The following is a 20183-nucleotide window of genomic DNA, read 5'->3' as shown; positions in this document are numbered from 1 at the left end:
CCCGCTTTCGCAAGGGAGTTGCCGATGGGACATCGCAAGCCGTTTGTAGCAGCCAACTGGAAGTTGCACGGTAGTAGGTCGCAGTTAGAGCAGTTTACGGGTCAGTGTCTAAACGGCGTTGACGGAAAAGTAGATGTGGTTCTATGTCCTTCCCATGTGCATCTCGATTTTAGCGCTTCACTGCTCAATGAGCAGAAGGTAATAAAGTTGGGGGCTCAGAATGTGAGTCAGCACGCTGCTGGCGCTTACACTGGAGAAATCTCGTGTCAGATGCTGGTTGAGGCAGGGTGTCGTTACGTATTGGTAGGGCACTCCGAGCGCAGGCGTCTCTTTGGTGAGACCAGTTTTATCGTCGCAGAGAAGTTTGCGGCAGCCAGAGCGGCAGGCTTGATTCCCATCCTCTGTTTAGGTGAATCAGGTGCGGCGAGGCAGGCGAGAAGAGCCTTCGAGGTGATCGCTGAAGAGCTGGATATCGTCATAGAGAAAAATGGCGCGATGGCTTTCGATAATGCTATCATCGCCTACGAGCCGATTTGGGCTGTAGGTACAGGTAAATGCGCCACACCCGAGCAGGCACAAGAGGTTCATTCCTTTATACGTGGTCGCTTGGCGGAGGATACTCCGGTAATAGGTGAGAAGGTTAGAATCATCTATGGTGGGAGCGTAACGCCGAGCAACGCGAGAGATTTGTTTGCACAGCCCGACATTGATGGCGGACTGATTGGCGGAGCAAGCCTCGATAGCGATGCGTTTTTAGGAATTGTTGAAGCGGCAAAGGGTGCAAGTTAAATGTACGAGATTCTTTTAGTCGTTTATCTGCTGGTTTCACTGGCTCTGATTGGTCTGGTGATGATTCAGCAAGGTAAAGGGGCTGATATGGGCGCCTCCTTCGGCGCAGGGGCATCGAACACAGTATTCGGCTCCGGTGGTTCAGGCAGTTTCCTGACCCGAACAACAGCAATTTTGGCTACTCTGTTTTTCGTTATCAGCCTGGTGCTCGGATCTATGTCAAGCAACAAGGTCAAGCAGGGTAGTGAATGGGAAAATCTGCAACAAACCCAACAGGTTGAGCAGACCAAAGCGCCAGTGAAGAAAGATACTGACGTTCCCGAGTAAGAGTTTTGCCGTGGTGGTGGAATTGGTAGACACGCTATCTTGAGGGGGTAGTGCTCTAGGGTGTGCGGGTTCGAGTCCCGCCCACGGCACCAATTAAGCAGTGAGCTCGGGAAGCCGAGTGTATTATAGCCAGTCAGTCTTGTATCGAGAGAGTGAAGTGGCTATAATCTCGCACGATTTCGGACGCGGGGTGGAGCAGCATGGTAGCTCGTCGGGCTCATAACCCGAAGGTCGTCGGTTCAAATCCGGCCCCCGCAACCAAATTTCACGCATTTCCTACGCTCAGGAAGGCGGTCGCTGCGAGGCGACAATCAGGGTAAAGCGCCAAGCCCCGATTTGACATCGGGGCTTTTTGTTATGTGCAATTTACTCTGAATCGATATCTATCTGGGCTTTATGCCCTTTTTTTGTTTTTCGGAGGGTGACTTTGGCTACGTTGGAACAACGTTTGACCGATCTGCTCGAGGCTCCGGTCGTTGCCTTGGGTTTTGAACTTTGGGGTATTGAGTTTATCCGTGCGGGTAAACACTCCACCTTGCGTGTCTATATCGACGGCGAGCAGGGTGTGACTGTCGAGAACTGTGCTGAGGTCAGCCATCAGGTTGGCGCCATTATGGACGTCGAAGATCCCATCACCGAGGAGTATTACCTCGAGGTATCCTCCCCCGGCCTGGATCGTCCCCTGTTCAAGGTTGCCCATTTCGAAAAATACGTTGGCCAAGAGGCGGCGGTAACGCTTCGGATGGCAACAAACAACCGCCGCAAGTTCAAAGGCGTAATCAAAGCTGTGCAAGGCGACATGATCACCCTGACAGTAGATGGTAAGGACGACGTGTTGGCTTTCACCAATATCCAAAAAGCGAACATAGTGCCGAACTTTGGTTAACGAGGCTATCGGATATGAATAAAGAGATTTTGCTGGTCGTTGACGCAGTATCCAACGAGAAAGCGGTACCCCGCGAGAAGATCTTCCAGGCTCTGGAAACCGCGCTGGCGACTGCAACCAAGAAGAAATATGAAGGCGAGATTGAAGTTCGGGTCGAAATCGATCGCAAGACCGGTGACTACGACACTTATCGCCGCTGGGTAGTCATTGCGGATCAAGCCGCGATGGAGAACCCCTATGCTGAAATCACCCTGGAAGCGGCACAAATTGATCAGCCGGAAATCCAGATCGGTGAGTATGTTGAAGACCAGATCGACTCTGTGACCTTCGACCGTATCACTACCCAGACCGCCAAGCAGGTTATCGTGCAAAAAGTGCGCGAAGCCGAGCGTTCACAAGTAGTTGATCAGTTTAAAGATAAAGAAGGCACCATCATCAGTGGTGTGGTCAAGAAGAGCAACCGCGACAACGTCATCCTGGATCTGGGCAGCAATGCTGAAGCCGTGATCTTCCGTGATGACATGCTGCCGCGTGAAACCTTCCGCCCGGGCGACCGTGTCCGTGGCCTGCTCTACGCAGTACGCCCGGAAGCCCGTGGTTCCCAGCTGTTTGTCAGCCGTTCCAGCCCGGACTTCCTGAAAGAGCTGTTCCGTATCGAAGTACCGGAGATCGGTGAAGAGATGATCGAAATCATGGGCGCTGCCCGTGATCCGGGTTCCCGCGCCAAGATCGCGGTGAAGACCAACGATCGTCGTATCGACCCGATCGGTGCCTGTATCGGTATGCGTGGTGCCCGTGTGCAAGCTGTCTCCGCCGAGCTGAGCGGTGAGCGTGCCGACATCGTGCTGTACGATGACAACCCGGCCCAGTACGTGATCAATGCCATGGCACCTGCCGATGTGGCCTCCATCATCGTTGATGAAGACAACCACACCATGGATATCGCCGTGGAAGCTGCCAACCTGGCTCAGGCCATCGGTCGCAATGGTCAGAACGTGCGTCTGGCCTCCCAGCTGACCGGTTGGGAGCTGAACGTGATGACCGTTGAGGACATGCGTGCCAAGCACCAGGCCGAAAACGACCGCATCATGAACCTGTTCACCAGCACTCTGGATATCGACGACGATTTCGCCGGTCTGCTGATGGAAGAGGGCTTCTCTACCCTGGAAGAGATCGCCTTTGTACCGGTCAACGAGCTGCTGGCTATCGACGGTCTGGATGAAGACATGGTCGAAGAGCTGCGCAAGCGCGCCAAAGATGCCCTGACTACCAAGGCACTGGCCAAAGAAGAGTCTTTCGATGGCGTTGAGCCGTCCGAAGAGCTGCTCAATCTGAACGGTCTGAGCCGCGAACTGGCTTACGCTCTGGCGGGCCGTGGCGTGGGCACCCTGGAAGATTTGGCTGAGCAAGGTATCGATGACCTTGCTGATATTGAAGGGCTGACTGCCGAGAAGGCAGGTGAGCTCATTATGGCTGCTCGCAATATCTGTTGGTTCGGAGAAGAGCAGTCCGAGTAAGATCAAACGGAGGAAAATGAATGGCAGAAGTATCAGTCAAACAACTTGCCACTGACATCGACACACCGGTTGATCGTCTTCTCCAGCAGTTTGTCGATGCCGGTATCAGCAAGAGCAAGGCCGACGACATGGTCAGCGAGTCTGAGAAACAGGCTCTGCTGGCACACCTGAAGAAACAGCATGGAGGTGACGAGGTCGCCGCTCCTGCCCGCATGACCTTGCAGCGCAAGACCAAGAGCACCATCAGTGTTCAGGGGACTGGCGGCAAGAATAAGGAAGTGCAGGTAGAAGTGCGCAAGTCTCGCACCTATGTAAGACGCTCGGCGCTGGAAGATGAACAGCGTCAGGCGGAAGCCGAGGAAACAGCGCGTTTGGAAGCAGAAGAAAAAGCTCGTTGCGAGGCCGAAGAGAAGGCTCGCCTCGAAGCTGAAGAGAAGGCTCGCCGTGAGGCTGAGCAAGCTCGTCGTGAAGCTGAGGAAAAGGCGCGGATCGAGGCACAATCAAAGGCTCGACAGGCTTCACAGCCCGCCAAAGCAGCCAGTAGCACAGCTCAGCAAGAGGCAGAAAAGATGGCCAAGCGCGAAGCAGAAGAACTGAAGCGCCAACAGGAACAAACAGCTTTGAAAAAAGCTGAAGAACTCGCCGCGAAGAAAGCCGAAGAGGCTCGTCTCATGGCGGAACAGAACGCAGCCCGCTGGGCTGAAGAAGAGGCCGCTCGCGCCAAAGAGAGCAGCGACTACCATCTGACCACCAACAAGCATGCGCAAGCCGCAGAAGACGAGTTGGATCGGAAAGAAGAGACCAGCCGCCGCACTGCCGCAGCTGCCAAGGCGCCGAAGAAAGCCGGTCGTCGTGAAGATGATCGCGACTCTCGCAACCCGCGTGCCCGCAAAGGCAAGCGCGGCAAGGTCGCCATGCCAAACGCCATGAAGCACGGCTTCAACAAGCCGGCTGCCGTGGTTAACCGCGACGTCGTCATCGGCGAGACCATCACTGTGGCCGAGCTGGCCAACAAGATGGCCGTCAAGGGCGTTGAAGTCATCAAGGTGATGATGAAGATGGGTGCCATGGCCACCATCAACCAGGTGATCGACCAGGAGACCGCTCAGCTGGTCGCCGAGGAGATGGGTCACAAGGTTGTGCTGCGTCGTGAGAACGAGCTGGAAGAGGCGGTACTGTCCGATCGTGACGAGACCTCCGAAGCCAAGCCGCGCGCACCGGTCGTGACCATCATGGGTCACGTTGACCATGGTAAGACCTCGCTGCTCGACTACATTCGTAAAGCCAAGGTTGCTGCTGGCGAAGCCGGTGGTATTACCCAGCATATCGGTGCTTACCACGTCCAGACCGACAGTGGCATGATCACCTTCCTGGATACCCCGGGTCACGCGGCGTTTACCTCCATGCGTGCTCGTGGTGCCAAGGCGACCGATATCGTTGTTCTGGTTGTTGCAGCTGACGACGGCGTGATGCCGCAAACCATCGAAGCTATCCAGCACGCCAAGGCTGCTGGTGTACCGCTGGTTGTTGCGGTCAACAAGATCGACAAGCCTGAAGCGGATCCGGATCGCGTCAAGACCGAACTGGCCCGTTACAACGTCATGTCCGAAGATTGGGGTGGAGACTGCCAGTTCGTGCACGTATCCGCCAAGTCTGGCGAAGGCATCGACGACCTGCTGGAAGCCATCCTCATCCAGGCCGAAGTACTGGAGCTGAAAGCGGTGGTTGACGGCATGGCCAACGGCGTCGTGATCGAATCCTTCCTGGATAAAGGTCGTGGTCCGGTTGCTACCGTACTGGTACAAGAAGGTACTCTGCGTCAGGGCGACATCGTTCTGTGTGGTCTCGAGTACGGCCGTGTTCGCGCCATGCGTGACGAACTGGGTCGCGAGATCAAGGAAGCGGGTCCGTCCCTGCCGGTAGAGATTCTGGGTCTGTCCGGCGTACCCTCTGCCGGTGACGAAGCCACCGTTGTCCGTGACGAGAAGAAAGCCCGTGAAGTGGCGCTCTATCGTCAGGGCAAGTTCCGCGAAGTCAAGCTGGCTCGCCAGCAGAAGGCCAAGCTGGAAAACATGTTCGCCAACATGACCGAGGGCGAAGTGTCCGAAGTGAACGTGGTGATCAAGGCCGACGTACAAGGTTCTGTGGAAGCGATCTGCGATGCGCTGGTCAAACTCTCCACCGACGAAGTGAAGGTGAAGATCGTGGGTTCCGGCGTAGGTGGTATCACCGAAACCGACGCGACCCTGGCTGCTGCTTCCAGCGCCATTCTGGTTGGTTTCAACGTCCGTGCCGACGCATCTGCGCGCAAGGTCATCGAATCCGAGAGCCTGGATCTGCGTTACTACTCCGTCATCTATGACCTGATCGACGAAGTGAAGCAGGCCATGAGCGGTAAGCTGGCCCCTGAGTATCGTCAGGAAATCATCGGTCTGGCCGAAGTGCGTAGCGTCTTCAAGTCTCCGAAGTTCGGCGCAGTTGCCGGCTGTATGGTTACCGAAGGTGTGGTCAAGCGCTCCAACCGTATCCGTGTTCTGCGTGACAACGTGGTTATCTATGAAGGCGAGCTGGAATCCCTGCGCCGCTTCAAGGATGACGTCAACGAAGTTCGCAACGGCTACGAGTGTGGTATCGCGGTCAAGAACTACAACGACGTGCGCGAAGGCGACCAGATCGAAGTTTACGAGACTGTTGAAATCCAACGGACTCTGTAAGCCGAGAGTTAGACAAAATAGGGGGCCGCGGCCCCCTTTTATCGCAGGATAGAATATGGCCAGAGAATTCAGCCGGACCCGTCGGGTCGGACAGCAGATCCAGCGTGAAATTGCGCTGATCCTGCAGCGCGAGGTGAAAGACCCGCGCATCGGCATGGTGACCGTTTCCGATGTGGAAGTGTCCCGTGACCTCAACTATGCCAAGATTTACGTCACCTTCTTGCAGCTGGAAAATGATGCCGAGCGCATCAAGGAAGGCTTGCAGGGTCTGACCGAAGCAGCCGGATATATCCGTAGTCTGCTGGGCAGTGCCATGCGTCTGCGCGTGGTGCCCGAGCTGCGTTTCTACTACGACCAGACCCTGGTCGAGGGGATGCGTCTCTCCAACCTGGTGACCAACACTGTGCGTGAAGACAAGCGTCGCATGGCCGAATCCGGCCGTGACGAAGAAGCTGAATCCGCACCGGATGACACGACTGAGGATAAAGCCTGAGATGACCCGAAGACGTCGTTTCAAGGGCCGTGATGTGCACGGCATTCTGCTGCTGGACAAGCCGACCGGCCTGACCTCCAACGATGTGTTGCAGAAGGTCAAGCGCATCTACAACGCCGCCAAGGCCGGTCACACCGGCGCACTGGATCCGTTGGCGACCGGCATGCTGCCGATCTGCCTCGGTGAGGCCACCAAGTTCTCCCAGTATCTGCTGGAAGCAGACAAGCGCTATGAGGTGACCGCCAAACTGGGCGAGCGCACCAACACCAGCGACTCCGACGGTGAGGTGGTCTCCACCCGTCCGGTGAACGTGGCTGTGGGGACCCTGATCGAGGCGCTGGACCAGTTCCGCGGCCCCATCATGCAGGTGCCCTCCATGTACTCCGCGCTCAAGCACAACGGCCGTCCGCTCTACGAGTATGCCCGCGAAGGCATCGAGATCGAGCGAGAAGCCCGTCCCATCACCGTATTCGAGCTCAAACTGCTGAGCTTCGAAGGTGATGAAGTGCGCCTTGAAGTGCACTGCAGCAAAGGCACCTACATCCGCTCTCTGGTGGATGATCTGGGTGAAGTGCTGGGCTGTGGCGCCCACGTGACTCAGTTGCGCCGTACCCAGGTGGCCAGCTATCCGTACGAGCGGATGCTGACGCTGGAGCAACTCGAGTGCATCTTCGAGCAGGCCAAGGCCGAGAGCATCCCGCCGCGCGAGCAGCTGGATCCTTTGTTGCTGCCGATGGACACCGCCGTAGCAAGCTTGCCCGAGGTGAACATGCTGGCGGTTGTGGCTGCCTATGTGAATCAGGGCCAGGCCGTGCAGGTGGCGGGTGCGCCGCAAAGCGGTCAGGTTCGCATGACGGTCGGCCCGGAGCGCGAGTTCATCGGGGTTGGCGAGATTGATGATGATGGCCGCGTCGCTCCCAAGCGACTGGTGCGTTATCACGACGAGGAGTGATCCTCAGGCGGTATCAGGGCGTCTTTCCCGTTTCGCCTCTTTATCGTTGCGAAAAGGGGCGGGGACGATTATGATACCGCCCTCATTTCACGGCTGAATTAGAGATTGGCTGTGAACCTTTAAACACTCTACTGGAGTATTACCATGTCTCTAAATGCTGAGATCAAAGCTCAAATCGTTGCTGACAACGCTCGTTGCGCCAACGACACCGGTTCCCCCGAAGTGCAAGTTGCCCTGCTGACTGCCCAGATCAACCATCTGCAAGGTCACTTCAAAGAGCACTCCAAGGACCACCACGGTCGTCGCGGTCTGCTGCGCATGGTTTCCCAGCGTCGTAAGCTGCTGGACTACCTGAAGCGTAAAGATTCCGAGCGTTATGCTGCTCTGATCGCCAAGCTGGGTCTGCGTCGTTAATCGACCATCAGATTTCGCGAAAAAGGGGAACCGTCAGGTTCCCCTTTTTTATTGCTCTTCAAGCCGTTGCCTGCCTCACAGAATTCGCGTCGCCGCTTACCTTTTGCATCGAATCAAGTATACTTGTGCGCGAATTTAAAGAGCCAAATTGTAAAAAGGAAATTCACGTGAATCCTATTGTAAAGTCATTCCAGTACGGTCAACACACCGTCACTCTGGAAACCGGTGTGATGGCCCGTCAAGCCACTGCGGCCGTTATGGTCAGCATGGACGATACCTGCGTATTTGTGACCGTAGTCGGCAAGAAAGAGGCCGATCATGGCCGTGATTTCTTCCCGCTGACCGTCAACTACCAGGAGCGTACCTATGCTGCTGGTCGTATCCCGGGTGGTTTCTTCCGTCGTGAAGGCCGTCCGAGCGAAGGCGAGACCCTCATCTCCCGTCTGATCGACCGTCCTATTCGTCCGCTGTTCCCGGAAGGCTTCCTCAATGAGGTTCAGGTCGTTGCGACCGTAATGTCCGTGAATCCGGCCGTATCCCCCGACATCGTTGCCATGATTGGTGCCTCTGCTGCACTGGCCATCTCCGGTATCCCGTTTGGCGGCCCGATCGGTGCTGCTCGCGTGGGTTACATGAACGGTCAGTATGTGCTGAACCCGACCACCACCGAACTGCCGCAGAGCGATCTGGATCTGGTGGTTGCCGGTACTGCCAATGCCGTGCTGATGGTTGAGTCCGAAGCGGCCATCCTCTCCGAAGAGGTGATGCTGGGCGCCGTGGTATACGGTCACGAGCAGATGCAGACCGTGATCAATGCGATCAACGAGTTTGCCGCTGCCGTTGGCACCAAGCCGTGGGATTGGACTCCGCCTGCCGTCAACGAAGCGCTGAAAGCCAAGGTTGCCGAGCTGGCGAGCGCCGAACTGGGTGAAGCCTATCGCATCACCGAGAAGGCTGTTCGTTACGAAACCATCGCGGCCATCAAGGGTCGTGTGGTTGAGCAAGTTATCGCTTCCGGTGTGGAAGAAGATGCCAAGAAGATCGGCGAAGAGTTCCACAGCCTGGAAAGCCGCATCGTTCGTGGTCGCGTAGTACGTGGTGAGCCGCGTATCGATGGTCGCGATCCGGAAATGATCCGCGCCCTGAGTGTAGGTACCGGTATTCTGCCCCGTGCTCACGGTTCTGCCCTGTTCACCCGTGGTGAAACTCAGGCCATCGTGGTCGCCACTCTGGGTACCGAGCGTGACGCCCAGAACATCGACGAGCTGACCGGCAACCGTGCCGATCGCTTCATGCTGCACTACAACTTCCCGCCATACTGTGTCGGTGAGACCGGCATGATGGGTAGCCCGAAGCGTCGTGAAATCGGTCACGGCCGTCTGGCCAAGCGCGGCGTTGCTGCCGTGATGCCGAGCGCCGCCGAGTTCCCGTACGTGGTGCGCGTGGTCTCTGAAATCACCGAATCCAACGGCTCCTCCTCCATGGCGTCTGTCTGTGGTTCCTCTCTGGCGCTGATGGATGCCGGTGTGCCGATCAAGGCCTCCGTTGCCGGTATCGCCATGGGTCTGGTGAAGGAAGAAGAAGGTTTCGTCGTGCTGTCCGACATTCTGGGTGACGAAGATCACCTGGGCGACATGGACTTCAAAGTAGCCGGTACCACCGAAGGTGTGACCGCGCTGCAGATGGACATCAAGATCGAAGGCATCACCAAAGAGATCATGGAGATTGCTCTGAAGCAAGCTCGTGGCGCTCGTCTGCACATCCTGAAAGTGATGGACGAAGCTATCCAGGCTCCGCGTGCCCAGATCTCCGATTTTGCACCGCGTATCCACACCATCAAGATCAATCCTGAGAAGATCAAGGACGTGATCGGTAAGGGTGGTTCCGTGATCCGAGCGCTGACCGAAGAGACCGGCACCAACATCGAGCTGGATGATGACGGCACTGTACGTATCTCCGCCGTGGCCAACGAAGCCGCCATGGAAGCGATCCGTCGCATCGAGGCCATCACCGCCGAGATCGAAGTGAACCGCATCTATGAAGGTAAAGTTGTTCGTCTGGCCGATTTCGGTGCATTCGTCAACATTCTGCCGGGCAAAGATGGTCTGGTACACATCTCCCAGATCACCGACGCTCGCGTGCAGAACGTGGCTGACCACCTGACCATCGGTGACGTGGTCAAGGTGAAGGTACTGGAAGTGGACCGTCAGGGCCGCGTACGTCTCTCCATCAAGGAAGCGAACGCCCCGACCGAAGCAGCTGCACCTGCTGCTGACGCAGCTCCGGCCGCTGAAGAAGCGCCTGCTGCAGAGTAATCTGCTCGCCTGATACCGGATTGGTTCCGGTTGATGTAAAAAGTCCGGCTCCCCTTGGGGTGCCGGACTTTTTTATGGTCAAAACGCGCGATAAGGGATTACTTACCGAGGATGGCGTATTGCATCTCTTGTAAGGGGAGCACATGGCGGGCAGCTCCCAGCTTGATCGCCTCCTTGGGCATGCCGAAGACCACGCAGGAGGCCTCATCCTGGGCATAGGTGTTGGCACCCGCATCCAGCATCTCGCGCAATCCCCGGGCACCATCATCCCCCATGCCGGTCATGATGATGCCGGTGGCATTCTTGCCGGCATATTTGGCGACGGAGCGAAACAGTACATCCACCGAGGGGCGATGGCGGTTGATAAGCGGCCCGTCGACTACCTCGACGTGATAGTAGGCACCGCTGCGTTTGAGCAGCATATGCTTGCCGCCGGGGGCAATCAGCGCCAGCCCCGGGATCACCCGGTCATTGTTCCTCGCCTCCCGTACTTCTATCTGGCAGACCCCGTTCAGGCGTTCGGCAAACATGGCGGTAAATTTTTCCGGCATGTGCTGCACGATGACAATGCCGGGGCTGACCCGGGGCAAGGCAGTCAGCACGGCTTCCAGTGCCTGGGTGCCGCCGGTTGAGGTGCCGATGGCGATGAGTCGCTCTGTGGTTTGTGCCATGGCGTGCTGGTTGGGCGCCAGCATGGCATCCGCGTTGAGTTTTGTGCTGACCGGCACAGAGGAGGGCTTGCCCACGCGCTTGAGGTTGGCCTGGGCCGCAGCACGTACCGCCATCGCCAGGTCGTGGGCAGATTCTTGCAGAAAGCTTTTTATCCCCATGGTCGGCTTGGTGATGATGTCCACCGCGCCGGCAGCCATTGCCTGCAGGGTGGTCTCGGCCCCCTTTTCGGTGAGGGAGGAGCAGATCACCACCGGGGTGGGATGCTCCGCCATGATCTTGGTGAGAAAGGTTATGCCGTCCATACGGGGCATCTCCACATCAAGCACTATGACGTCAGGCCACTCTTTCTTCAGTTTTTCCTGGGCAAACAGGGGGTCTGATGCCGTGGCGATCACCCGGATATCAGGCTCCTGCTCCAGCACCGCTTGCAATACCTGTCTGACCACGGCGGAATCATCCACCAGCATGACCCGGATCTGCTTCATTCTCGCGACTCCCGTTGATGTGGCAGACGATGATGGCGGAGCCAGACACTGCCGTTGCTGAGCTCAAAGAGCAAGCTTCGGTGGCCGCTATGGCCAAGATGATGAGCCTTGATATCAAGGCCAAGGTGTCGGGTCAGCTGCCAGGCTGCCTGAATATTTTTGGCGGCGACATTGTTGTCGCTCTGTGCGTATTGAGGCTCGGTAAACATGTTGCCCCCCCCGAACAACTTGGCCTCATATTCATGGATAGGGGCGGGATAGTGACTGGCCGCTTGCAGCAGCAAGGCGAGGGCTTCATCGGCATAGCGCCCATCCAGCTTGGTAGAGGGATTGCGCCGACTTGGCAGCATGTAGTGACACATTCCTCCCTGTTTCTGCTCCGGATGCCACAAGGTGATGGCAATACAGGAGCCCAGTACGGTTCTGACCACCACATCCTCCTTGCCAAAAAAGAGCTCTCCCGGTTGCAGGATCACCTCCCGAGTCATGACTTATCTCTTCTGATAGATGGAAGGCGAGACAAGCTGCAGGCCGTGGTGCAGGCCATGCAGGCTCTCGGCGTGGCTCACCAGCAGGTAGCCACCGGGTTTGAGTCTGGGTACCAGCCGCTGCAATACTTGCCCTTTGGTCTCCTTGTTGAAGTAGATCATCACGTTTCTGATGAAGATGACGTCAAACATTCCGATGTCCGGCAGATCCTGATTGAGGTTGATCTGCATGAACTGCACCTTGTCCCGCAACTTGCGATCGATGATGAAGATGCCCTCCTGTAGGCCCACACCCTTGAGGCAATACTTCATCAAAAAGGGCAGTGGAATATTTTGCGCCCGCTCGATGGGGTAGCGCCCGCTCATCGCCTGTTCCAGCACCCGGGACGAGATATCGGAGGCCAGGATCTCCCAGTTGAAGGCGCTGCGTTTTTCCGCGAGGGTCATGGCCAGACTGTAGGGCTCCTCGCCGGATGAGCTGGCAGCGCTCCAGACCCGCAGTGGTTGCTCGGGCGGGTGTGCTGAGACTATCTCCCGCGTCAGAAACTCGAAGTGTTTGGGCTCCCTAAAAAAGTAGGTTTCGTTGGTGGTAAGGAGATCAAGCGCCAGCTGCAGTTCGCTGCTGCGATCGTTCATGATGAGCTGGAAGTAGTCGTCATAACTATCCAGCTCATAGTGGCAGAGCCGTTTCGCCAGGCGGCTGGCTACCAGCGCCTTCTTGGCTGGAGACAGCTCTATCCCCGCCGTTTGATGAAGCCAGCGTTGGAAACGGGAGAACTCATCATCATGCAGCTGGGTTTGATACAAAAAGCTGTCCCTCTACCTGTGTTGTCGGAGATGGGAGAGGCAACGCCTCTCCCGTGACTAGAACCGGACAAAATCGCCATCGCCGATGGGGCGTTGGGCTGTGGCGGCTCGTTCCCGACTGTTGGCATTGCTCTCGTTCATGAAGCGACCTCGGGTATTGGGGTGAAGATGCGAGGTGGCTGCTTTACCTTCTTTGGCGTGGGCCTCCAGAGTAAAGAACTCCATGGCCAGCTGCAGCTGTTCAGCCTGGCTGCTCATCTCTTCTGCTGTGGCAGCCAGCTCTTCGCTGCAAGAGGCGTTCTGCTGGGTAACCTGACTCAGCTGGCTCATCGCAAGGTTGATCTGGCTAACGCCGGTAGACTGCTCATTAGATGCGGCACTGATCTCCTGCACCAGATCCGAGGTCTTGTTGATGGAAGGAACCATCTGATCCAGCAAACGACCGGCTTTTTCCGCCATCTCGACACTGCTGGAGGCCAGCTCACCAATCTCCTGTGCTGCCACCTGGCTGCGTTCGGCCAGTTTGCGCACCTCCGCCGCCACTACGGCAAAGCCCTTACCGTGATCGCCAGCCCGCGCAGCTTCGATAGCTGCGTTGAGTGCCAGCAGATTGGTCTGGTAGGCGATGTCATCGATGATGCCAATCCGTCTGGCGATCTGCTTCATGGCATCCACAGTCAGTTTGACCGCTTCTCCTCCCTCTACGGCCTCTTTGGCTGCCTTGCTGGCCATGCCATCGGTGACCTGGGCATTGTCGGTATTCTGGTTGATGCTGGCGCTCATCTGCTCGATGGAGGCGCTGGTCTCCTCCATGCTGGAGGCTTGTTCACTGCTGGATTGGCTGATCGACTGGGCGGTCGCGCTTACCTGCTCGGCGGCACTTGAAAGGTTGTCAGAGGCGCCGCGCACTTCGGTGACGATGTTGGTGAGCGAAGCGATGGTCTTGTTGAGCGCATCCTTGGTGGTGCCAAACACGCCGGGATAGTCCGCCTCAATCTGCTGGGTCAGATCCCCTTTTGCCAGACATTGCACGATCCGGATGACATCGTTGAGGGTACTGTCGATCACGTCGGCAATTTGATTGATCCCTTCTCCCATCGCCTGAAAGAAGCCGCTCTTGCCAGCAAGTTCCATCCTGCGGTGCAGCTCGCCATTGATCACGGCCTGCACAATGTCGGACATCTCTTTCTCTATCATCACCTCCTTGGTTCTGTCGGCCCATTCGACCACGGACCCCAACCGTTCACCGGTATCGTTGAAGACCGGATTGGCGATCAGGGAGAAGGTGCGCCCCCCCAGCTGTATCTGGGTGCGGTAGGTGCTGTTGAGTTTGGCCAGCATGGCGCGCTGATGGCCGGGATTTTTATGAAAGCTGTCGATGTTGGCGCCCATCAGCTGATTGGCGTTGAAGCTGTAGAGCTCTTTCTTGATGTCGGTCTCAGCCTGATTGAGCATGCCGGTCACAGCCTCGTTCATATAGATAATGTCGAGGTTGGTATCGGCAATCATCACGTTGGTGCTGGCGCAGTCGAGGGCTTTGCGAACCAGCTGGTTCTCATGGAGCAACATCTGGTTCTTTTTAATGTCGTTGCGGCTCTGTTCCAGCTTGTCACTGAGCAAGGTGACCACCTCGTTGATGGCATGTCCTACTTCACGCAAGGGGCTATCCATACCGGAAAGATCGAGTGGTGCTGGAACCTGCTCTGCCAGAACTGCGTGTTGCAGCTGGCCGATTGCGTCGAGTAACTGGGTCCGCTGCCTCACTTCGGTGGCATTGTCTCCGAAGAGTTTTCCTAAGAGTGATTGGCTCATGAGCGTTTCCTTATGCTGCATGTCGTGGTGTATGGAGGCCTGTTCAGGAGGGTTGCAGGTTGCCTTGTGGCAACCTTGCCTGTGGCTGGGCCAGTTCGTTGAGTTGAGCCATCTCATCGAGTGACAACACTTTCCCGGTATCGATGAGGATGACGAATTTGCCGTTGACCTTGCCCATGCCGCTGATGAAATCGGCCCGGATGCGGGCACCAAAACTGGGGGGGGGCTCGATATCTGCTTGTGGGATACCCAGTACTTCCGATACGGAATCCACAACAACGCCAATATCCTGACCTACAGGTTCATCGCCCTGCGGGGCCATTCCCTCAATAATGACAATGCAACTGCGGCGAGTGATGACCGAAGGTGGATTGCCAAAGCGGGCATTCAGGTCGACGACCGACACTACCGCCCCTCTGAGGTTGATTACGCCACGAATAAAACCCGGCATCATCGGAACCGGAGTGATATTGCCGTATTCGATGATCTCTTTGACCCCCAGAATATTGATGGCGAACATCTCGTTGTTGATCAGAAATGTCAGGTACTGGGCATCGCCACTGCTCTCGTCAGCGGCCGCTGATGGCACCGTGATGTCGGTGGATGTATGCATGGTCGCCTCCGGTTAAAAGCGGACAAAATCCGCGTCATCAATGGAATGGGATGATGGTTGATTGGGCTGGTTGGCCCGTTGTGGGGGGGCGATGAAACTGCCTCTGGGAGGCATGCCCTTGTGGCCGATTTCATGGGGCTTGGTGTTGAGCTGGGCACTTTTTTCCAGAGCAAAAAAGGCCATGGTTTGCTGCAGTTCGCTGGCTTGCGAGCTCATCTCTTCGGCCGTGGCTGCCAACTCCTCGCTGCTGGCCGCATTCTGTTGTGTCACCTGATTAAGCTGGCTCATGGCCAGACTGATCTGGTTGGCTGCGCTGGCCTGTTCACCTGAGGCGGCATTGATCTCTTGTACCAAGTCAGAGGTTTTTCGTATGGAAGGGACGATCCTCTCCAGCAGGTTGCCAGCCCGCTCTGCCTTGCTGACGCTGTCGGAGGAGAGCTCGCCAATCTCTTGCGCCGCGATTTGGCTTCTCTCTGCCAGTTTCCTCACCTCGGCGGCAACCACCGCGAAGCCTTTGCCATGCTCTCCGGCGCGAGCCGCCTCTATGGCGGCGTTGAGGGCAAGCAGGTTGGTCTGGTAGGCAATGTCGTCGATGATGCTGACTTTCTTGGCGATTTGCTGCATGGCGGTCACCGTCTGTTGAACGGATTGCCCCCCATCTGTGGCCTCCAGCACCGAGTTGCTGGCCATGCTGTCGGTGATCTTGGCGTTCTCGGTGTTCTGATTGATGCTTGCGCTCATCTGCTCGATAGAGGCACTGGTCTCTTCAACGCTGGCTGCTTGCTCGCTGGTAGCCTGACTCAATGCCTGCGCTGTATTGCTCACTTGATTGGAGGCATTGGTCAGGTTGTCGGCGGCGTTGCGTACCTCTTCGATGATATTAGTCAGCGCTGTGATGGTCTGGTTGAGGCCATCTTTGGTCTGGCCAAAAATACCGGGGTAGGGTTCATCGATCCGCTGGGTCAGATCCCCCTTGGAGAGTGCGGTGGCGATGCGCATCACATCTTCCAGGCTGGTATCTGTCACATGGGAGAGGCGATTCAGCAGCTCGGATACCCGCTTGATATATCCCTGACGATCCTCCAGTGCAATCTTGTGGCTGAAGTCGCCCTGCTCGACGGCGGCAGTGACCAGCGTCTCGATATCCGTGATCAAGGCCCCCAGTTTCTTGACCATGTTATCCATCGCCATCAAGAGCTGACCCGCTTCATCGTTGGACTCTATCTGGATCGATACATCCAGATTGCCATCGGCCAGACTATTGGCCACGCGCAGAGCTTGTTCGATGGGGGTGATGATGCTTTTGATCAGCAGGGTGCCAAACCAGGCTGCGAGTGCAATGCCGACCGCGATAACTACCGCCATGGTTATCAGCATCACGTCATACCAGGATTGCGCTGCGGTATATTCCGACTTGGCCACATTGAGCTGCAGGTTCACCAGCTCGGTGATTTTGTTGCCTATCGGGTCGATGGAGCCATAGAGAGAACCATCAAAATTGTTCAGCATGCCAGTAATCATGCCGTGCTGGGTGGCGAGGTATTTCTCCAGCTTGCCAATATCGGTATCGGCCGCGTTGAACAGGGTTGTCGCCTCGGCTGACAAACGCTGTTCATCCGCAGTGAGAGTGGTGGACTGGTAGTGATGCCACTCGTTTTTGATTGTCTGCTGGGCCTGTTGTATCTGCTTCAAAGCCTCTTCTGCCGGGATCAGCCCCGCATTGGCCTTGTTGAGGTTGTCGATGATCGAGACGGCATAGCTGTCGGAGATGGTCTTCAGCTGCTTGAGGGGAACCACCCTGTCGTTGTAAACGCGCTGCAACCCTGTATTGCTGCTCTGCATGTTGTATAACCCGAGGCTGCCAACGGCCAGCAGCAGCAGGCAGAGCATGCAGAGCAGTACGATAAGACGCAATTTGATGGTGGAATTCTTTAACATGATGGTCCCCTCAGTTGATGCTGGATTGAGGCAGGTTGCGCGACACTGTCAACCTGTTGAGCTGACAGGATTCCTGAGTGATTGCGTGCTGGATCAGCGAAGGAATGTCGAGGATCAGGGCTACCTCTCCCCCCCCCAGAATGGTTGAGCCACTGATGCCCTGCAGGCGCTGGAACAATTTTCCCAACGGTTTGATGACGGTCTGGAATTCTCCCAGCAGCTCATCCACCACCAGTCCGGATTTTTTGCCTGCGTGGCTGACCACGACAATGTTCTCGCGCCGCCCCTTGCTGCCATTGGTATCGAAGTAGTGTTGCAGGCGGATAAAGGGCAGCACCTCGCCACGCAAATTGATGTAATTGCGACCCTGGGTGTCGGACAGTGCACTCTGGGTCAATTCAACGCACTCGATCACCATATCGAGGGGAATGACGTAGTGGGTGTCGCAGACTCGCACCAGGAAGCCGTCGATGATGGCAAGGGTGAGCGGCAGGCGGATCTGCACACGGGTTCCTTTTCCCGGGATGCTGTCCAGATCGACCGTGCCGCGCAGGGCAGTGATGTTGCGTTTGACGACATCCATGCCAACCCCGCGACCGGAGAGGTTGGTTATCGCCTCGGCGGTAGAGAACCCCGGCTCGAAGATCAGGTTGTATATCTCCTGATCCGTCAGCGTGGTGGTTGGGCTGATCAGGCCGCGCTCGATGGCTTTTTGCTGGATCCTGGCTTTGTTGAGACCTGCGCCATCATCCCGAATTTCGATGACGATACTGTTGGAGTCGTGATAGGCATTGAGATTCAGGGTGCCACGGGGGGGTTTGCCTGCCAGCAGCCGTTGCTCTGCCGATTCGATGCCATGATCCATCGAGTTTCTGACCAGATGCATCAGCGGATCGCCGATCTTCTCTACCACCGACTTGTCCAGTTCGGTCTCGGCTCCGGAGATCACCAGAGTGATATCCTTGTTCAGTTCCTGACTGACATCGCGCACCACCCGCTGGAAGCGGTTGAAGGTATCGCCGATAGGCACCATGCGCAGGCGCAGTGCACTGTCGCGGATCTCTTCCACCAGCATGGCAATGACCGAGGTGGCTTCCTGCAGCTGGCTTTCGCGGGTGCGTTGGGCCAGCAGATTGGCCCCTGAACTGGCGACTACCAACTCCCCGACCAGATTGATCAGATCGTCCAGCTTGTCGGCATGCACCCTGACGTAACGGCCTTCTTTGCTCTTGCTCTCTTTGGTCTGATTCTGTTTTTTCAGGGCTGCATCGACAACGGCTTCGTTGACGGCACCCTGCGCAATCAGGATTTCTCCGAGTCTGGGCGCTTGTTCTGCAGGGGTCGCTTGTTGTGTCTGTAGACCGCTTGCTAACTCCTCTGCAGTCAGGGCGCCGGTGTTGACCAGCAACTGCCCCAGCATGGCGCTATCTTCAGGCAGCGACTCGATCAGGTTGATGTACTCGGCGATCTTGCTGTGGGGTGGCAAGATGGCGATCTGGCAGTCATCTCTGACAAATTCAAAGACATCGCTGATGGCCGTCTTGTCTGCCTGCGAGTCGAAGTCTATCTCGTAGCCTAGGTAGCAATTCTCCGGATCGAACTGTTCCCAATCCGGTAACGCCTGATGGATGGTCTCCACCGAGCATATGGTTCCCAGTGTGCCGAGATAGCGCAGAAATGCGGCCGGATCCATGCCATTGCGCAGCACATCGGGACCAAAACGCAGGGATATATGCCACAAGGAGGCGGAGCTGGTAATTCCTCCCTCTTTTTCGATCTTGGGTTCCGGCGTATGCACAGTATCTGGCAGCGTGGCATGGGGGACGCACTGATGACGAGTGAGGGTGAGCCTCAGCCGTTCATCTTGGTTGGCATCGCCCTCGCTTAACGTGCTGCCCTGTTCTGCAACGACACTGATGAGCGTCTGGATATGGTCACAGCTCTCCAGCAGATCCTTAATCAGAGTAGAGGTGACTGTGAGCTGCTGATTGCGGATCTGGTCTAGCAGATCCTCGACAATATGGGTAAACCCGACGATGGGTTGCAGACCAAAGAGGCCAGCCGACCCCTTGATGGTATGAGCAGCACGAAAGATGGCACCAATCAGCTCGCTATTGTCAGGGTCAGATTCCAGTGATAGAAGGGCTGACTCCATCTCTTCAAGCAACTCGCGTGCCTCGGCGATATAGGTTTGTAAAGCCTGATCAAGATCGATGCTCACGGTGACTCCTTGTCATGGTGGCTCAGGGCCGTTCGCCATGGGTGATGAGGGTGGGGTCGCCAAAAAAGGCCGAGAGCTGGCAGAGCTCCAGCAGTTCAAGCACAACATGGCTGTGCCAGACCAGCGCCAGGGAGGTGCCCTGCTGCAGAGCGGTCTTCTTCGCTGCCAGCAGCAGTTGCAGCCCGGCGCTGTCTATCTCGGATACCGCCGCCAGATTCAGCTCCAGTTCGTTCCCCTGATGCAATAAGGGCGAGAGAGCATCTTTCAGCTCGCTGACTGTATAAATGGTGATCTCGTCCGGCATGGTCACCACTACCTTGTTGTCGAGTAGCTCACTCTGTAGTTGCATGATGTGCTCCGGATCACGGCATGATGAGCTTGGCGACTGCGGCCAACATCTGTTCGGGCTGGAAGGGTTTGACCACCCAGGCTTTGGCTCCTGCGGCTTGTCCCTCCTGCTTCTTGCTGTCCTGAGACTCGGTGGTCAGCATGATGACAGGGGTAAATTTGTAGTTGGCCAGCTTTTTGGCCTCTTTGACGAAGGTGATGCCATCCATGTTCGGCATGTTGACGTCACTGATGATCAGGTTGATCTTCTTGCCATCAAGTTTGTTGAGCGCATCTTTGCCGTCAGAGGCTTCCATGACCTCATAACCGGCGCCCTTGAGGGTCATGCCCACGACTTGGCGAATAGTTGCCGAGTCATCCACGATCAGGATCGTTTTGCCCATATCTCTCTC

At 56.6% G+C, this 20183-nt stretch carries 18 protein-coding genes and 2 tRNA genes; 11 read left to right on the top strand and 9 right to left on the bottom strand.

The window, feature by feature from the left end; genetic code table 11:
* Window positions 1–24: 24 nt before the first annotated feature.
* The 11 genes from tpiA to pnp all read left to right on the top strand — a co-directional run bounded on the left by tpiA (window position 25) and on the right by pnp (window position 10407).
* A complete protein-coding gene (gene tpiA, locus NOM06_RS01740) occupies window positions 25–789 on the top strand; it encodes a triose-phosphate isomerase (protein ID WP_255909388.1) in 765 nt (254 codons plus the stop codon).
* Window positions 790–1116, top strand: a complete 327-nt coding sequence (gene secG, locus NOM06_RS01735; RefSeq protein WP_005338811.1) for a preprotein translocase subunit SecG — start codon at window positions 790–792, stop codon at window positions 1114–1116.
* Window positions 1117–1123: 7 nt separating this feature from the next.
* Window positions 1124–1208, top strand: a tRNA-Leu gene (locus tag NOM06_RS01730).
* 92 nt (window positions 1209–1300) lie between these two features.
* Window positions 1301–1377, top strand: a tRNA-Met gene (locus NOM06_RS01725).
* Between the two features lie 166 nt (window positions 1378–1543).
* Window positions 1544–2002 (top strand): ribosome maturation factor RimP, encoded by a 459-nt coding sequence (gene rimP / locus NOM06_RS01720; RefSeq protein ID WP_005338809.1) that lies wholly within the window; start codon window positions 1544–1546, stop codon window positions 2000–2002.
* 14 nt (window positions 2003–2016) lie between these two features.
* Complete coding sequence (nusA, locus tag NOM06_RS01715) at window positions 2017–3519, top strand: transcription termination factor NusA (protein ID WP_005338808.1); 1503 nt, start codon at window positions 2017–2019, stop codon at window positions 3517–3519.
* 20 nt (window positions 3520–3539) lie between these two features.
* Complete coding sequence (gene infB / locus NOM06_RS01710) at window positions 3540–6233, top strand: translation initiation factor IF-2 (protein ID WP_255909387.1); 2694 nt, start codon at window positions 3540–3542, stop codon at window positions 6231–6233.
* Window positions 6234–6288: 55 nt separating this feature from the next.
* Window positions 6289–6726 (top strand): 30S ribosome-binding factor RbfA, encoded by a 438-nt coding sequence (rbfA, locus tag NOM06_RS01705; protein ID WP_005338799.1) that lies wholly within the window; start codon window positions 6289–6291, stop codon window positions 6724–6726.
* A gap of 1 nt (window position 6727) precedes the next feature.
* Window positions 6728–7678 carry a tRNA pseudouridine(55) synthase TruB gene (gene truB / locus NOM06_RS01700; protein WP_005338798.1) on the top strand — a complete coding sequence of 317 codons (951 nt, stop codon included), beginning with the start codon at window positions 6728–6730 and terminating at the stop codon, window positions 7676–7678.
* Between the two features lie 144 nt (window positions 7679–7822).
* On the top strand, window positions 7823–8092 hold the full coding sequence (gene rpsO, locus NOM06_RS01695) for a 30S ribosomal protein S15 (protein WP_005338797.1): 270 nt from the start codon (window positions 7823–7825) through the stop codon (window positions 8090–8092).
* A gap of 167 nt (window positions 8093–8259) precedes the next feature.
* A complete protein-coding gene (gene pnp / locus NOM06_RS01690; RefSeq protein WP_005338796.1) occupies window positions 8260–10407 on the top strand; it encodes a polyribonucleotide nucleotidyltransferase in 2148 nt (715 codons plus the stop codon).
* 98 nt (window positions 10408–10505) lie between these two features.
* Here the strand turns inward: pnp and NOM06_RS01685 are convergent, their stop codons facing one another.
* The 9 genes from NOM06_RS01685 to NOM06_RS01645 are packed head-to-tail and all read right to left on the bottom strand — an operon-like array spanning window position 10506 to window position 20174.
* Window positions 10506–11564 carry a chemotaxis response regulator protein-glutamate methylesterase gene (locus tag NOM06_RS01685; protein ID WP_005338795.1) on the bottom strand — a complete coding sequence of 353 codons (1059 nt, stop codon included), beginning with the start codon at window positions 11562–11564 and terminating at the stop codon, window positions 10506–10508.
* Complete coding sequence (gene cheD, locus NOM06_RS01680) at window positions 11561–12052, bottom strand: chemoreceptor glutamine deamidase CheD (RefSeq protein WP_005349556.1); 492 nt, start codon at window positions 12050–12052, stop codon at window positions 11561–11563. The genes NOM06_RS01685 and cheD overlap by 4 nt, the downstream gene beginning before the upstream one ends.
* A gap of 3 nt (window positions 12053–12055) precedes the next feature.
* Window positions 12056–12859 carry a protein-glutamate O-methyltransferase CheR gene (locus NOM06_RS01675; protein ID WP_181223307.1) on the bottom strand — a complete coding sequence of 268 codons (804 nt, stop codon included), beginning with the start codon at window positions 12857–12859 and terminating at the stop codon, window positions 12056–12058.
* A gap of 57 nt (window positions 12860–12916) precedes the next feature.
* The gene (locus tag NOM06_RS01670; protein ID WP_255909386.1) at window positions 12917–14671 is read right to left on the bottom strand and encodes a methyl-accepting chemotaxis protein; all 1755 of its coding nucleotides are present in this window, start codon (window positions 14669–14671) and stop codon (window positions 12917–12919) included.
* Between the two features lie 43 nt (window positions 14672–14714).
* On the bottom strand, window positions 14715–15284 hold the full coding sequence (locus NOM06_RS01665; RefSeq protein WP_255909384.1) for a chemotaxis protein CheW: 570 nt from the start codon (window positions 15282–15284) through the stop codon (window positions 14715–14717).
* Between the two features lie 12 nt (window positions 15285–15296).
* A complete protein-coding gene (locus NOM06_RS01660; protein ID WP_255909383.1) occupies window positions 15297–17222 on the bottom strand; it encodes a methyl-accepting chemotaxis protein in 1926 nt (641 codons plus the stop codon).
* A gap of 10 nt (window positions 17223–17232) precedes the next feature.
* Window positions 17233–19443 (bottom strand): chemotaxis protein CheA, encoded by a 2211-nt coding sequence (locus NOM06_RS01655; RefSeq protein WP_255909382.1) that lies wholly within the window; start codon window positions 19441–19443, stop codon window positions 17233–17235.
* 22 nt (window positions 19444–19465) lie between these two features.
* On the bottom strand, window positions 19466–19792 hold the full coding sequence (locus tag NOM06_RS01650) for an STAS domain-containing protein (RefSeq protein WP_005349569.1): 327 nt from the start codon (window positions 19790–19792) through the stop codon (window positions 19466–19468).
* A gap of 13 nt (window positions 19793–19805) precedes the next feature.
* Entirely contained in the window at window positions 19806–20174 is a 369-nt protein-coding gene (locus NOM06_RS01645) for a response regulator (protein ID WP_005338778.1), read from the bottom strand.
* Window positions 20175–20183 lie beyond the last annotated feature (9 nt).

This window comes from Aeromonas sp. JL9, assembly GCF_024436075.1.
Classification (GTDB): domain Bacteria; phylum Pseudomonadota; class Gammaproteobacteria; order Enterobacterales; family Aeromonadaceae; genus Aeromonas; species Aeromonas veronii.
This window is presented reverse-complemented; position numbering and strand designations above follow the sequence as displayed.